10 protein-coding genes are annotated in these 16811 nt (G+C 53.0%); all 10 read right to left on the reverse strand.

Translation table 11 applies throughout. The features are described from left to right. Positions 1-236 precede the first annotated feature (236 nt). A complete protein-coding gene (locus KK078_RS25610) occupies positions 237-2549 on the reverse strand; it encodes a GH92 family glycosyl hydrolase (protein WP_254093188.1) in 2313 nt (770 codons plus the stop codon). Beyond that, positions 2546-4861 (reverse strand): GH92 family glycosyl hydrolase, encoded by a 2316-nt coding sequence (locus KK078_RS25615; protein ID WP_262898806.1) that lies wholly within the window; start codon positions 4859-4861, stop codon positions 2546-2548. Before KK078_RS25615 ends, KK078_RS25610 begins: the two co-directional genes overlap by 4 nt. A gap of 14 nt (positions 4862-4875) precedes the next feature. Further along, positions 4876-5580, reverse strand: coding sequence for a basic secretory family protein (locus KK078_RS25620; protein ID WP_254093189.1), 705 nt, complete (start codon positions 5578-5580; stop codon positions 4876-4878). A 27-nt stretch (positions 5581-5607) separates the two neighbouring features. Continuing rightward, on the reverse strand, positions 5608-6990 hold the full coding sequence (locus KK078_RS25625) for an alpha-L-fucosidase (RefSeq protein WP_254093190.1): 1383 nt from the start codon (positions 6988-6990) through the stop codon (positions 5608-5610). A gap of 111 nt (positions 6991-7101) precedes the next feature. After that, the gene (locus KK078_RS30705) at positions 7102-8202 is read right to left on the reverse strand and encodes a redoxin domain-containing protein (RefSeq protein WP_317195993.1); all 1101 of its coding nucleotides are present in this window, start codon (positions 8200-8202) and stop codon (positions 7102-7104) included. 128 nt (positions 8203-8330) lie between these two features. Further along, positions 8331-9203, reverse strand: a complete 873-nt coding sequence (locus KK078_RS25640) for a S1 family peptidase (RefSeq protein ID WP_254093191.1) — start codon at positions 9201-9203, stop codon at positions 8331-8333. Between the two features lie 207 nt (positions 9204-9410). Then, positions 9411-10844 (reverse strand): PKD-like family lipoprotein, encoded by a 1434-nt coding sequence (locus KK078_RS25645; RefSeq protein ID WP_254093192.1) that lies wholly within the window; start codon positions 10842-10844, stop codon positions 9411-9413. Between the two features lie 11 nt (positions 10845-10855). After that, positions 10856-11683, reverse strand: coding sequence for a DUF4843 domain-containing protein (locus tag KK078_RS25650; protein WP_254093193.1), 828 nt, complete (start codon positions 11681-11683; stop codon positions 10856-10858). Positions 11684-11706: 23 nt separating this feature from the next. After that, positions 11707-13191 (reverse strand): RagB/SusD family nutrient uptake outer membrane protein, encoded by a 1485-nt coding sequence (locus KK078_RS25655; RefSeq protein ID WP_254093194.1) that lies wholly within the window; start codon positions 13189-13191, stop codon positions 11707-11709. Positions 13192-13195: 4 nt separating this feature from the next. Continuing rightward, positions 13196-16612: a SusC/RagA family TonB-linked outer membrane protein gene (locus KK078_RS25660; RefSeq protein ID WP_254093195.1), complete on the reverse strand. Its 3417-nt coding sequence runs from the start codon at positions 16610-16612 to the stop codon at positions 13196-13198. Positions 16613-16811: the final 199 nt, after the last annotated feature.

The following is a 16811-nucleotide window of genomic DNA, read 5'->3' on the forward strand; positions in this document are numbered from 1 at the left end:
ATAAAACTTTGCCATGCAGAGCTGCATGGCTATTTTATTATATATCAGTCACTTACATTAAGTAGACGGCTATGGTCGCAGACTGGCAACAGTAGCAGGCAAAAGTCCCGCGCTGCGCGCTAAGACTTGCGCCAGCAACGCATTTAGCGCGCTTGTTTGAAAGCACGAGCAGTCGTTAGACTGTCAACCAAAAAAAGGGCCGAATCGGCCCTTTTTATTTAATACTTGTCAGTCCGCTATTTCTTTACAGGCCTGGCGCCCATAAAGAACGTAAGCTGTCCACCCTGAGTAATCTCCGCGTGCGTGAGATACAAACGATCCAATGTCTTTCCATTCAGCACCAGCTTCTGCACATATACATTCTTATCGCTTTGGTTTTTAGCCTCGATGGCGAAGGTTTTTCCGTTCTCCAGCGTGAGCGTGGCAGACTGGATGGCCGGGCTGCCTACTATATATTGATCCGAGGCGGGGGCTACGGGGTAGAAGCCCAGTGTTGTGAAGATATACCAGGCGCTCATCTGGCCGCAGTCGTCGTTGCCGCCGAGACCGTCCGGGGCGGGCTGGTATTGTTTCTTCAGGATCATGCGGGTGCGCTCCTGTGTTTTCCAGGGTTGATCGGTCCAGTGGTACAGGTAAGCGGCGTGGTGGGCCGGCTCGTTGCCGTGTACGTAGTTGCCGATGATGCCTTCGCGGGTGATGTCTTCGGTGTGGGCAAAGAATTCGTCGGGCAGGTGCATGGTGAACAGTGAGTCGAGGTGTTGCACAAAGCGTTTCTTGCCGCCCATGCTGGCAATCATCTGCTCGGGCTCGTGCGGTACGTACAGGCTGTAGTTCCAGGCGTTGCCCTCGATATAGCCCTGACCGTGGGTGCTCAGTACATCAAACTCTTTGCGGAAGCTGCCATTGCTCAGCTTCGGGCGCATATAGCCGGTGCTGGCGTCGTACACATTGCGCCAGTTCGTCGAGCGCTTCTGAAACTCGGCATATACATCCTGGCGGTTCAGTTTCTTCGCCACCTGCGCAATGCACCAGTCGTCATAGGCATACTCCAATGTTTTAGATACAGAGGATGAGTTCTTGTCTTCCGGTACATAGCCCAGGTCGATATAATAACTGATGCCGTCAAACTTGCGATAGCGGGCGGTGGCCACACAGGCATCAAGCGCCCGGTTGGCATCGCCCGTGAAATTGCCTTTGATGATGGCGTCGCATATCACGGATACGCTGTGGTAGCCGATCATACACCAGTTCTCGTTCGCATAGTGCGACCAGACGGGCAGCATCTTGTGAACGCTTTGGTCATAATGCGCGAGCATGGATTTTACCATGTCGTCGTTGCGCTTGGGCTGGATGATGTTAAAGAAGGGGTGCAACGCACGATAGGTGTCCCACAGCGAGAAGGTGGTGTAGTTTGTAAAGCCTTGCGCGGTGTGATTGTTCTGGTCCAAGCCGCGGTATTGCCCGTCGACGTCGTTGTATACGGTCGGGCCGAGGAATGTGTGATACAGGGCCGTGTAGAAGTTTACCAGATCGCCACGGGTGGCTGCCTGTACGCGGATCTTTTGCAGCTCCTGCTCCCACCGTTGCTGGCCGTCCGCTTTTGCTTTATCAAAGTTCCAGTGCGGAATTTCCTGCCGCAGGTTGGCCAATGCGCCGGCGGTGCTGACGGGTGACAAGGCAAACTTGATCTTGATCTTCTCGCCTTCGGTGGTTTTGAAGTCAAAGTACATGCGCAGCTGCTCGCCGGCCAGGTCGGGGAAGTTATGTTCCTGGTCGAACTTGCGCCAGAAACCTTTGTATACATCGGGTTTGGAAAAGTCTTTCGCGCCGTACTGCGCGAACGGCTTCGAGAAGCTCATGGCAAAGTATACGGTACGGGTACGCGCCCAGCCTGCTGTCTGGCGATAGCCGGTGATGAGCGTGTCGTTCTCCACGCGCACGAAAGTCCATACATTCTTATCGGCGTAGTTATAGATGCCGTGCATCAGGTCCAGGATGATGTGAGCCTGATCGGACTTGGGAAATGTATACTGGTGAAAGCCTACGCGGGTGCTGGTGGTCAGCTCGGCCAGGACGCCGGGCTCTGTCAGCTTTACGCGGTAGTAGTTTGCTTCGGCGTGCTCCTCTTCGTGTGAGAAAGCGGAGCGGTAGCCTTTCTCCGGATGTTCTTCCGTGCCGGGATTGAGCTGCAGCGGGCCCGTGGTGGGCATCACCAGGAAGTCGCCCAGGTCGGAGTGGCCGGTGCCGCTGAAGTGCGTATGGCTAAAGCCCACGATGGTCTTGTCATCGTATTGGTACCCCGCACAATATTTATACACCAGCGGATTGTATTTGCCCTCGGCTTCGTACGGTATAGTGTCCGTATCGGGACTAAGCTGCACCATGCCAAAGGGCACGGTGGCACCCGGATACGTGTGCCCCATCTTGTATGTGCCGATCATGGGGTTGACATACGGCACCAGCTTTTCCTGCTGTGCAATGGCCGAAAGCACTGACAGCGCTAATAGCGCTGTCAGAACTTGTTTTTTGAATGAATTTTGAACGATCATTTCTTTTTCTTGGTCGGAGTCGTAGGATTCTCGATCGAAAATGAATACGGAGCATCCTCTTTGGCGATGCTGCGTTGTTTCTGCGGCGTGGCAACCATGTCAAAGTCCAATGTAGCACCTTCCAGCAGGGCCTTGTGGCTCAGCCAGTTTTTGGTGTAGGGCTTGCCGTCAACCTGCAGGGAAGAGATGTAACGATTTTCGGCGCTGTTCTTCGGTGCGTTCAGCGTAATCTTCTTGCCGTTCTCCAGCGTCACGATCGTTTTCTTGAACAACGGAGCGCCTACAACATACTGATCGGTTGCCGGACATACCGGGTAGAAGCCCATCGCCGAGAATACGTACCAGGCCGAAGTCTGACCGTTGTCTTCGTCACCGCAGTAGCCGTCGGGTGTCGGCAGGTACATACGGTTCATGGTCTCGCGTACCCAGTACTGCGCTTTCCAGGGCTCACCTGAGAAGTTGTACAGGTAGATCATGTGCTGGATGGGCTGGTTGCCGTGTGCATACTGGCCCATGTTGGCGATCTGCATTTCGCGGATCTCGTGGATCACCGCGCGATAGTAGCTTTCATCGAATGTAGGAGCCATGTCGAACACCTCGTCGAGCCTGGCATTAAACTTCTCTTTGCCGCCCATGAGGTCGATGAGACCCTGGATATCGTGAAATACCGACCAGGTGTAGTGCATGCTATTGCCTTCGGTAAAGGCATCACCCCATTTCACCGGGTTGAACGGAGCCTGGAACTTGCCGTCCTTGTTTTTACCGCGCATCCAGCCGGTCTCTTTGTCGAAGAGGTTGCGGTAGTTCTGGCAACGCTTGGCGAAGAGGTCGATCTCTTTCTGAGGCCGTTTCAGGGCTTTTGCCAACTGGTAGATGGCAAAGTCGTCATACGCATACTCCAGCGTGCGCGCAGCGTTCTCGTTGATGTTAACATCGTATGGCACATAGCCCAGCTCGTTATAGTACTTTACACCGGCGCGGCCAACGGCTGTCAGCGGGCCTTCGTTGTTGGCATCTTTCAATACGGCCTCATACAGGGTGTTGATGTCGTAACCACGTCCGCCCTTCAGGTACGCGTCTGCTACAACAGAAGCAGAGTTGTTGCCCACCATAACGTTGCGGTAGCCGGGGCTTGCCCATTCGGGCAGCCAGCCTCCTTCTTTGTATGCATTTGCCAAACCTTCCTGCATCTGTGCATTGAGAGACGGATACATCAGGTTGAGGAAGGGGAACATGGAGCGGAAGGTATCCCAAAAACCGGTGTCGGTAAACATATAGCCCGGCAATACCTGGCCATTGTAAGGGCTGTAGTGTACAACCTTACCTTGTGCGTCGAATTCAAAGAATTTGCGCGGAAAAAGCAGTGAGCGGTACAGACAGGAGTAGAACACACGCAGCTGATCGATGCTTCCACCGGTTACGGCAATGCGCGTCAGCTCTTTATTCCAGGTGGCCTTGCCTTTTTGCTTCACCGTTTCAAAGCTGTCGCTGCCGAGCTCTTTCAGGTTCAGCTCGGCCTGTTCTGCGCTGATGAACGAAGACGCCACGCGTACGTGCACCTGCTCGCCGCGGCGTGTCTTAAAGCCTACCACGGCGCCGGCATGCTCTGCCTTTACTTCGAGCGCGTCGGTTTCGTTGTATTTATCCCAGCCTTTGGCAAGCGTAAAAGGCTTGTCGAACTTCAGCACAAAATAGTTTTTGAAGTTGTCGGGCACACCGCCGCTGTTGCGGGTGGTGTAACCGATGATCTTTTGTTCGTTCGGAATAATCTTCACATACGAACCTTTATCGAAGGCATCCAGAATAATGTAGGCCTGATCGGTTTCGGGGAACGTAAAGCGGAAGATCGAAGCCCGCTCGGTGGGCGTCAGCTCGGTGGTTACGTCATAGTCTGCCAGGTACACACTATAGTAATACGGCTTGGCAACTTCCGCCTTATGCGAAAACCAGCTGGCGCGCTTATCTTCGTTCAGCTCCCGCTTGCCGGTTACGGGCATGATGGAGAACTGACCGTAGTCATTCATCCAGGGCGACGGCTGGTGAGTCTGCTTGAATCCTCTGATCTTAATAGCGTCGTACGTGTACGCCCATCCGTCTCCCATCTTACCCGTCTGTGGCATCCAGAAGTTCATCCCCCAGGGCATGGCAATGGCCGGATAGGTATTACCGTTAGACAACGCGTGATTGGACGCGGTGCCAATCAGGGGATTTACCCATTCTTCAGGATCGGCTATCGGCGCGCTTACTTCCTGCGCCCGTAGCTGCATACTTCCCAGGCACACCAGGATCACGAAACAAAGAGATCTCATCATGATATAAAAATTGGTTATCGTTGAACACTCATTTCAGCCTGCTCGCCGGTGTAGCGGTTCCAGAGCTCGTCCAGCGTATAGCCGGTTTGCTCCTGCCACAGGGCATCGTGGTAAATGCCCATCTGCAGCTTCCGGTGCAGCATGTAGACAATGCCCGGCTGAATGCGTTCTTCCATCCACACGAGGAAGCGCGCCGCCACCCGGTACCCTTGCAGGTAGTGCTGGCCGATGCGGTAAGGCGGTAAGGACCACCCCGCGCCGCTGTTGTCAACCCCGAACTTATAACGCGCATAGTCGGCAATGCCTTCTGTGAGCCAGCCCGGGCACCGTTCCCACGGATAACTCTGGGCGACATGCATGACCTCGTGCGTTACCACGTCGATGTCTTCGGGATACGCGTGCAGCCAGCGCGAGCTGAACCGCACGTGGGCATTGCCGGTTACTTCGGCCACGCCCGTGTACGCCGTGTCTACGTGAAAAATAACCTGGCGCTCCGCCAGGGGGTTGTACTGCGCCGTCAGCACAGCATACACCTGGAAAAAGGTCTCGATCATACGATCTTTTACCTTCACATCCAAGGTACTGTCTTCGCTTTCAAATATAAGTGTAAAACCATTGCGATGATACACATCAGGATGATCCTGGGAAAATCCATTAAGGGTGACCCCCAGGCAGACTCCTGCCAGGAAGCCTTTCAGCATGTTACAAAACGATGGCATGGTGGTGGTGATTGTCCGGGATGCCGATTACTTGCGCTCGTCGTAGACGCCAAACTCCATAATTACCGGTGCGCTGCTAAAACGCTCCACTAAAATGCGCACTTTGCCGCCCCAGACCCGATCAAAACGGTGAATCTTGATCTTATTGGCATTCTCTCCGGCAAAGATTGTCTTCCAGACGCCGTTCAGCTCGTACTCCAGTTTATACTGACGAATGTTCGGCTGATGCTCGGCAATGACCACCATATTAAAAGAACGGTCCTTGTCCAGCGCGACTTCGTACCATGGCGCCTTCACCGTGCTGTTCGAGGTCCAACCCGTGCTGAAATCGTCGTCGTTGGCAAAGTCCATGATCCACATGTCGTTGCTCCAGCTGGCATTGGCCGGCTGGCCTTTGGCAATGTTAGGCGAAATGATCGGCGCATCGCTTGCCGGCAGCGGCGACAGGGGGCCTTCGTGCTTCCACAACTTGCCAATTTCCTTTAAACCGGCCAGGGCATTGTCGTCGATCAGGCCGTCGCGGTTGGGCGCCACGTTCAGAATAAAGTTGCAATGCGCCTGATTGAACGGCACCAGGTTGTCTTTCACCAGCACGTTTACGTCTTTGATGGCTTCCGTCGGAAAGCCGCTCTTCCAGAACCACGATGCCTGCAGCGGCAGGCATGACAGCGCCGGCAGCTTGTTGGCTTCCTTCGAAATGTGCTGGCCTGCCCCCTGCTCGTACGACTTGATGTCGGTGTAATACAACGCTTCGGCTGGATATTTAGCTGCGTTCAGATCCATCACCAGGCAGTTGGGCTGCAGTGTCTTGATGAGGGTATAGATCTCTTCAAACGGAATGTCATCGTACGAAATGCGCGACCAGGGGGCGTCCCAACCGTCAATGATCAGGGCGGTGATGTCGCCGTAGTTAGTCAGTAGCTCGGTGAGCTGTGCTTTCACCATGTCAATGTGCGCCCGGGTGATGTGGCCCGGACGCAGCTTGTGATGCGTATCGAGAATGGAGTAATACAGCATAACCTTCAGGCCGTTGGCACGGAAAGCATCCGCATATTCTTTTACGACATCGCGCTTCAACGGACTGTTCATGACGTTGTACGGTGTCGTTTTGGTATTCCAAATGGCAAAGCCGCTGTGATGCTTGGTTGTCAGGCAACCGTACGTCATGTTAGCCGCCCTGGCAGCCTTGGCCCACGAATCGCAGTTCAGCCTGGACGGATTGAAGAGCGCCGGCGAGGCATCGGGGTCTGCCCAATCCTGATCGGCATACGTCGGGATGTTGTAGTGTATGAACATGCCGAAGCGAAGATCTACAAATTCCTGTTGCAGTTGGGCCAGGCTTTTTGCGGCCGTACTCTTCCGGACAGTCTGTTGCGCTCGTAAACCGATGCCGGGCAATGCACACAGCATACAAACAAATACAAAGGTTGATAATGAGTAACGATTCATGGTTTGAGGTTAGACGTAAGGTATAAAAATGACCGGAGGGCCACAAGCGCCCTCCGTATCCGTTTTTTTCTCTTAGTGGAAGATCTCTTCCAGCTTTGCATTCAAGGTTTCGGCCCGCAGGTCTCTGGCAATAATCTTGCCATCCGGCCCGATCAGGAAGTTTGCCGGTACGGCACGGACCCCGTACTGCACCGCCGCCTGGTTCTGCCAGCCCTTCAGATCACTGACGTGCACCCACGGCAACTCGTCTTTTTCAATGGCTTTCTTCCACGGTTCGGCTTTGCTGTCCAGCGATACCCCCAGGATATTGAATCCCTTGGCACTATACTTTTTATATTGTTCGCGCAGGTTGGGGTTCTCGGCACGGCACGGCCCGCACCAGCTGGCCCAGAACTCGAGCAGTACGTACTTGCCTTTGTAGGACGATAGCTTTACCGGTTTGCCGTTCACATCGTTCATTACGAAATCGATATACCCGTTGCCCACTTGCGTGGCGCGCAGGTTGGCGATGCGATCGGTGATCTCTTTGGCCTTGGCCGTCTTCTTCAGCGGCGCATCCAGTTTGTCGAAAATGGCCTGCGCCTCGTCCAGGTTCTCCGAACTTACATAGTTCATCAATTCATTCAAGCTCGCAAAGCTACGCAGGTGGTCCAGCACAAATTGCTTGCGTACGCTCATCTCGCCGCGGTACATATTATCGGCTTCTTTCTGGATCGTAGCCGCCTGTACGGTATCACCCGCGTTGCGCACCTGGTCTGCCTTGTTGTAGAGTTCCATGACCTTGGCACGATAGGCGGTGATCTGCGCTTCCAGTTGCGCGTAGTCATCTTGCACCGGCGAGCCTTTTACTTCCAATTTGTCCAGTGCGTCGGCCTTGCCCACGAGTTGCAGGTCCAGGTTCTGGACGTAGAACACTTTTTGAAAGCGGGCCTCCGGAGAGAAGATGATGGTCATGTCGGCCGGCTCTTGCACACGGCCGCGAAATACAAACGTACCGTCGGTAACGTTTATCGTATCGGCGATGTCTTTTACGCCGTCTTCCATATGGCGCATGATGACGTTGCCTTTCAGGCCTTCGATCTTGCCGGTAATAACGTAGCCACGGGGGCTTTGCGCATAGGCACCCACGCCCAGCAGCACCAGCATCGTAACAACAATGAATTTGTTTTTCATGTTTTTAAGTAAGGTTACAGTATTGAATAAGGATCCTGTAAGCACTTTCCGCACGAATATCGCCCGGTCAGGTTACAGCATAAAACCGGTTATATAAATTATCGCCCCGGCACCGGCCTGGCCGGGGGTTACCTTGTAATCAACGCCCGGAGCGCCCGCACGGGAATCGCTTCCCGTGAGACCATCTGCACGTGGTTATCGCCGTTGTACAACGACCGCGTGGCGGATACTATGCCGATGACGTTGCCTTTGTCGTCCAGTACGGGTCCACCGCTGGAACCCTGTGAAAAATCGGCCGTCACGCTCATCTTTTCGCCGCCATTGCGACGGTACCAACGCGACACGGTGCCCTGGGTAAAAGAGTAAAACATGTTGTGCGGGTGACCGATGACGTTGGCGTCGTCGCCGGGCGCGGCATCGGGTCCAAGCGGTAACACTGGTAATTTGTTGCCCCGCGTGTCGATCTTAAAGATGGCCACATCGTCGGCTAGGCTTGCGGCCAGCACTTCCGTCACGGCGTATACCGTGCCCTCGGTATCCATCACCACCACCGTCAGGTCGGTCTTCTCATCTGTCGCGTCGCCGCGGAAGATGTGATAGCTCGTGACGGCAATGCCTTCTTCGGCAATCACAAATCCCGACGCCGCACGCAGGTGGTCGTTGGGGCAGTGGGAGCATTTGTACAACGTACCCACCACTAGCACACCCTTGCGGCATTGCGCATAAATGCGTGTATCGGGCAGGGCTTTGGCCTGCGGCCTGGGCAGGGTCACCGCGCACTGTGTACGGCCGAGCTCTTCGGCCAGCGTCACGAATGCGGTTGTCTTGCCCTCGTCCACGAGCCGGCGCGCACCGCGCTCGAGACTGCCATAAACAGCTTCATCTTCGATCACGGAAACTCCGTCCATCCCGGCAGTGCCTTGTGCACGGACGATCCGGCCAACCGGAAGCACGAACACCATCACAAAAATAAAAAGGGTAATGTGTCTGTAAACTTTCATCTTCTTCACTTCTATTATGTCCACAACAGAGATCCCCTCGGGCGATCTCCGCGCCATGATCAGTAGTCTGCCAACGGGCCGGCTTCCCTAAGCCAGCAATCGTTTTTCCCTACCTTTTAAATCATTTGTACAACCGGCGGATTACACTGCGGTAAATAAACCAACGCTGTACAATCGCACAGCGTTGGTCCTTTCCAGGCAAACAAACTATTTCCGTATAGCCACATCGATCACGTCGCCGTCCAGTCCGTCCAGCGTGTACGTGATATTTCCATTCTTACCCGTATCGATGTCCAGGTAATACAACGCACCCTCCGTGCCCGCCACCAGGACATCCTTTCCATTGATCTTATCCAACTTGATCATGGTTACCGTTTTGCCGCCAAAATCGGCATCCAGCGCCTCCAGGCCTTCATTGATGTGACTGTAGCGATAGATCTTATCGTCAGAGTTGAAATACAGATCCTCATAGATCGTACCGACAAATTTCGTATTCTCCCGCACCAGACCGGCACCTTTAAACTCCCGGCGATACTTCGGACGGATGGTTGCGGGATCGTGCGAGAAATTATATTCATAGATCTTACCGGCCGCATCGCGCGCAAAGGCAAGACTCACCGAGCTATTCAGGTTTTCCATGGCAAACATGTCGATGCCTACATTCTTAGGATCGAACCCGGGGCCGGTAGGCATTACATCATAAGTAGTATCCTTATACACGGTTGCCATATCGAACGTCACGATACGTTTCCTTTTGGTATCGAATGTTATATAATATTGCGGACCAGGAGTTTCCGCTCCGGCCAGGATATAGTCATCGGCCAGCTCGTAGTCGCCCGCGGCTGCCAGCCCGTATTTACCGTACGTAGGAAACCCATAAAATGTATTGGAAGTACCACGATATAACTTATGATCAATGACACCCGTCGTAATACCAAAAAAGTTCCCGGCCTGAAGGTTGTTGACGGTGAACGATGCCGGGGGATCAAAAAAGTTATCGCGCACCAGGGACGCTTTCTTCATCGTGCTGGCGTCGATAATCACGCCGGCATTCTGAGGATCGCCGCTGATCACCCAGTAGTCAATGATGTTCGTTGGCTGGAACGCCAGGTTTCGCGCAAGCAGCTGTTTGGGTTGCGCCGGCAGCGGCTCACCATTCAAACCCTCATATAAGTTGGGCATGATCGTACCATCCGGCTTCACAAAGGCCAGGTGTGACTCGCCACCCACATCCGTCAGCACAACAGTTCCCGCACTGAACTCGGTCTTGGCACTGATCTTGAAGTCGTAGTAATATTTCAGGTTGTTCGAATGATCTGTAATCGTCAGCGTGGCAGAATACGTACCGGGTACGAGCGAAAACAGTGTCTTCAGCGTCCGTCCTTCGAAATATTGAAAGAATGGCTCGTACGGAAACATGAATTGCCACTTATAGCTCAGCTGATCGGTGTTCGCCAGGCTGTGAACGACCGTGGGCGTGATCTCCAGCGTGTCGCCCACGATGGCATCGAAAGTCGAGTCTACGAGGTCTTTCACGACGGGGACCTCAACATTCGTATAATCGTAGCTCCCCTGGTCTTCATAGCAGGCAGCCGCCACCAAAAGAAGGACGACAATGGAAAAATATATTCTTTTGCGCATAGAAAAGCCGTTTAGTTGAATAGCACTTTGCTGTTGTTCTCATCAATGAAATAATGCCGCTGCGCGTCATTATCCCACCGTATCTTAAACCGGAGGGTGGCAGGATTGGCCTTGCTGAACAAAACATATTCCTTGTCCTCCACGACCGTATCGAGCTGATAATCCGGATTGGATTGCACCCACGTAAAAGGGTCTATCAAAAAGCGGCGGAACTTGTCCATGATGAACAGGTTATAGGGAATGTTAGCTCCTTCCATAACCAACGGGATGTTGCCAATGGAAACCAGGTATAGTTGATGTTTTACGCGCGAGTAATCCATAAATACCGATTCAACACCCGTCCACCAGTCCGGTTTCTCCAGCCGGCTTGAAAAAACCAGCTTTGCATATACACCATGCGGCAATGCCGTACCGAAATCCTCCGTAGGGACCAGCATGAAGTGCAGGGCAACACTTTTATCCTGCAGGAGCGTATCCTGGTTGTACAGCACGATCGGCACCTGCAGGGTGCCCGAGTCCGCTGAAATGGTATAAAACTCCTCCAGCGGTTTGTAATGCAGCCCCGAGGTAGCCGTGGTAATGGAATCTTCCAACACCTTGATCCCGAAGCGACGGTCATGGCTTACCCGCAAACCCGCTATACGCACCGGCAGGTATAGAGTATCGGAAGTTTTTTCCGGTGTATAGGCAAACGAAAAAACGACACTGTCGCGGTCACTCGTTTCCTCATCATCGAAATCGAAATAAACGTTGTCGGAGGTTCCGTACCGATCGATCTCCACTTCACCGCAGGAGAACAAGGCACTGGCCACCAACAGGAATAATATGGTTTGTTTCATACGAAAAGACGTTAATGGTTGAATTAGTTACGTTGGCCAAAAGCAATCTCGTCGTCCGGCATGGGCAGCACAAAGATCTTGTCGGAAGCCGGAATCGCTATTTGCTGCGCACCGAGAATGTCGCGGTTCAATCGCTTATACGCGTAGAACAACTGTCCCTCGGCAAAGAATTCTTTGCGATATTCTTTTACCAGCTCACTCAAAAATACTTCCCTGGACGTCTCCCCATGGATCTCCGTACCGATGCCCCGATTGTAGCGCACCTTGTTGAAATAATTCCAGGCAGTCTCCGGGTCAGCATCGAACGAGCACTCCGCTGCGATGTAATACATTTCGCTCAGGCGCAGCATCGGCGCAACGAGAGGGTGGCGATTGCCGTCACCATCGCGCTTATACTTTTGGAGGAACAGCGCCGTAAAGCCGCTGGTGGTGCCCTGGGTCAACCATTGTTTATACCGATAGTCTGATGCACCTACGCTACCGGTCTCGTAGATAAGCGTACCATCGTCTACCAACGCACACAAGGAGGTGATACTTTCATTAAAGTGATTATCCAGATCGCCACCACGCTTGTCAATATCCCAGCCAAACAATACTTCTTTATACGCAATGCGGTCCCTGTCTTCGGTGGCATCGGCGTTAAAATCTTCTTTTGCTGTCCACGGAAACTTGCCCGCGTCGATGACCAAACGTGCATGTGTCAACGCAGCCACTTTGTCGTTCTTATACAGGTATACACGCGCCAACGCACCGCATACCGCATAGTAGTTCAGCCGATGGCGGCGGTTCTGCAGAAACATACGATTGGCTGTTTCCGTTTCCTTCGCATCATCCGGATACCCGACGACATAGGTATCTTTTACGATGGGATCCCATGCCTCCAACAGGTCTTTGGCTTGCAGAAGGTCGGCAATTACCTTCTCTACCAGCTCGGCCCCCGTCGACTGCGGCGTAACGGCATTCGTAAAGGCGGTTACATAGGGGATCGTCGGCGACGCCGGGTCGCTGAGGTACGATGGTGCAAACATCCGGTAAAGATCAAAGTGCAGGTATGCCCGTAACGCCAATGCCTCTCCCTTGATGATATAATAATCGCCCTCGTTTTGGAAGATCGCTTTTTTATCGTCGATATGCTTCAGGATAATGTTCGCGTTCGCGATGGCCGTATACAGCCCCTCCCAGATATCATCGCGCCGCTCCCGAAAATACTCGTGTGAATAGTTAAACGTTCGGGTCTGCAGGTATTGCTTGTCCCAGGTTGCGCTTGTATTGGCGGGAGCGTAATAATCCTGCGCGAGCACGTCGGGTGTGCCGGCCAGCAACTCGTATCCATAGAGCTCTTTGGTCACACAGCTTAGGTATACCCCGATCAATGCTTCCATAAATCCTTCCTGGGTACTGAAGAGCGTCTCCTCCTCCACCTGTGACTTGGGCTTCACATCCAGGTAATCCGAGCAGGATACCATCAAACAAGCCACCATTAACCAACAGAATATATGCTTTTTCATAGGCTTAGAATGTTGAAAAGAGAGAGAATGTCACCGAGCGTGCAAATGGATAGTCGATCCCGCGCTCCATCTTGATCGTAGACCAACGGGTAATGTCATTGGCCGTCACACCCAATCGCATCGTACGCATTTTCCAGCGACGCGCCATGACAGATGGCACCTCGTAAAAGAGGTTGGCGCTGCGTAGCTCGACGGTGTTTTCGCGCTGCACAAAGCGCGACGAAGCACGCGTTTTCTCCAGGTTGGTGATATCCTTGAACGCTGCGTGATCTCCGGGCTGCTTCCAACGCCCCTGAAATACGCGCGCGTCCACGTTTTCGTACGGGTTCGCATTCTCCACCCGGTCGATCAGCGTTTGATTATACAGATCGCCACCGAACCTGCCGTAGAAGTTCAGGCTTAGCGTAAAGTTGCGGTACATGATATCCGTACCAAACGAGCCGTCTACTTTCGGAGCTTTGTCGCCTACGGCCACGAAGTCCTTTACACTATATTCATACGTGAGCGTTCCGTCTTTCTTCAAAAAGATCTCTTTACCATTCTCCGGGTCGATACCCAGCGAGCGAACGGCATAGATGGTATTCAGCGACTCGCCTTCGTAGTAGCGCAACAGCGGCGTGGTCTGATTGTCATCTTCGCCCTGCTCATCATCTATCTGCTCGTTGTATTTCTTGAGCGACTCTGATATCTTTTTGATCGTATTGACATTTCGCGACGCATTGGCCCACAGCGAGACATTCCAGTGGTTGGTGCGGTAGACGGTACCCCGCATGTAAAGCTCAAACCCTTTATTCTCCATCTTACCGAGATTCGACTTATAGGATGTGAAGCCCAATGACGGCGGCACCACGATGTCGGCCACGAGGTCGTCTGTCAACTTATAATACCCACGCAACGTAAAGCTCAACCGGTTCTTAAAAAAGATCGATTCGAGGCCCAGATCATACTGGCGCGTACGCTGCCAGCGCAGATCGTTATTACCATAGCCCATAAATGCAGCGCCCACACCGCTGGAATACCAGTCATTGAAATATTTATAAGTAGTCTCGGCCAGGTAAGATTCAAACGAAACCTCACCCGTTACACCCGTCGTGGCCCGCAGCTTTAACTGATTAATATTAGGATTGCCTTGCAGGAAGGATTCCTTGTGCAGGTTCCAGCCCAGGCCTGCCGCCCAGAAGGGTGCAAACTTGTTGTCGTTACCAAACTTAGACGATCCGTCCATCCGAACCGACACGTCGGCCAGGTAACGATCTTTGTACGAATAGTTGGCGCTGGCGAAGTAGCCCAGCAGCCGCTCTTGCGAGTACCAGCCGCCCGGCATGTCGTCTTCCCGGTAACGTGTAGCGAACCCTACCTGATCAAATCGGTCGTTTACAAAGCCGATCGCCCGGAAGGCAGTGAAATCAGAAGTATAGTCGCGAATGTTCGCTCCCAGGTTGGCGAAGATCGTATGCTTGTCAATGGTCTTGTTATAATTCAACACCACGTTGCCGTCATAGGTGATCTCGTCGTTTGTTTTATACTGATACTCGCCGCGTTTCTTCAGGTCGTCGCCGGCATAGTTGGCATATTCGTTCCGGAAAGGCGACTTGAACATATCCTCCTGCGTCAGCTTTTTATCGAGGTTCAACTGGCCGCGCAGCTCTAACCGGGGCGTGAGGCGCCAGTAAAAACCCGTCTGGTTGATGATCTGTGTGTAGACGTTCTTATTAAAGCTATGCAGCGTCGCATCGTACACGGGGTTGAGATACTCAACCCAATCGTTCATATTATGTGCCTGAAAGAAATCCAGCACCTGCATGACGTTTCCGTTTTCGTCGGACTTGCGGTAATAGGGATTTGTCTTTACGTATTGTTCAAAGCTGCCGTATGGAGATTCGTGCGCACTCACCTGGCTTACCTGCACACTATTGCTGATATTGAACTTCTCTTTGTTGTATTGCAGGTATACTTCCAAGCCCGACCGATCGCGTTTCGAGCCTTTCATAACACCGGCCAGCGTTTGATAACGCCCCGTGAGCCGGTACGTGAGCGAGTTCGAACCGCCCTCTATGGCAACAGAAGCTTTGTGACCAATCTCCGTCTGGATCGGCTCCGACAACCAGTAGGAGTCCACCCCTTCCTCTATCGCTTGCGCGCGATGGTTGTATAAGCGGTCGAGATCCAGCTGTGTCCAGGTGCTGCGGCCCGACGTATTTGAATAGACTCCCGCCAGCCGTTCGTACTCCAGCTTATCCCTGGCGTTAAGCACGTCGTATACCGACAGGTCCGGTCCCGTTACCTGCATGTCGTAATTGAACGTTACCTGCAGCGCTCCTTCTTCGGGCTTCTTCAAGGTAATAACCACCACGCCGTTCGCAGCACGGGATCCGTAGATCGCGGCGGCGGCGGCATCTTTCAACAAGGTGATCGACTCGATGCGGTTCATATCCAGGTCGTAGATCGTTTGAATGCTCACCTGGAAGCCGTTCAAAATAAACGTGGGCAGGTTGGGATTGTTCATCTCCGCCCGGTTTACGAGACCATTGGTCTGATCTGTTGCCGTGGCATTGGATGGCAACCCGGTAGCACCGCGCACCTGAATGTCGGGCAGCCGGTTCGGATCGGAACCAAACGAGTTGTCTTGCTGCACGCGGAACGAAGGGTCGAACGACTGAATACTTTGCAGCAGGTTCATGGGGTTTACACGCCGCAGCTCTTCGCCGGAGACGGTGATCGGCCCGCCGGTAAAGCTCTCTTTGCGGCGCTCGCCGTAACCGTCTTGAATGACAACCTCGTCGAGCTCGGAAGCATCAGACTCCAGCATGACGTTGACCTGTGTACGGCCGCGCACCGGTTGTTCTTGTGTCTTAAAACCGATGAAGGAAAATACCAGGATATCATCTTCACCCACCGCCAGCGCGTATACCCCGTTGTTGTCGGTGGTGGTACCCTTGGTCGAGCCCTTTACCATAATGCTTACGCCCGGCAGCGCCACGTTGTCGGCATCGGTCACGCGACCGGTAACCGTCTGGGCCAGCCAACGCTCCGCATTGGGTTTTGCATTTTGTACGACGGCGGATTCCGGGCCTTTAAACAACAGGATGCGGTCGTCCATAATTTTATACTGGATCTGCTGAGGTGCCAGTATGTCGTGCAACACATCGGATACAGGTTTATCGGCAACCTGTACCGACACTTTTTGGTCTACCGGCACCGCGGTAGAGCTATAGACGAATTTAATACCGGTCTGCTCCTGAATGAGCGTCAGCACTTTGCGGATTTCCTCCTGGTCTACGGAAAGGGAAACATGCTTATCGGTCAATTCCTGGAAGAAGGAAGCTGCGAACAACGGTTGGGCCAGGAAAACGGACAGCGTGGATATAACAGTGACTTTCCATACCGCCTGGAAATAGGCGGCAAGTCGCTTTTTTTTCATACCTTTAAATGTTTTGTTCTGAAATTGGTACTTCGGGCAAAACGCTACCCCCTCAAAACGGATAGCTCTCTAAGCTGGCAATGCCCCACATTGTCAGCTTTTTTTGTTTTGCTATTATTAAAGGATGCTGTAGAATTGTTGTTGCATAGGATGTGATTAGGTTAGGTTAAGTAATTATAGGTTAGGTACTTCTCATGTA

This window comes from Dawidia soli (assembly GCF_018598185.1).
Taxonomy (GTDB): Bacteria; Bacteroidota; Bacteroidia; order Cytophagales; family Cyclobacteriaceae; genus Ohtaekwangia; species Ohtaekwangia soli.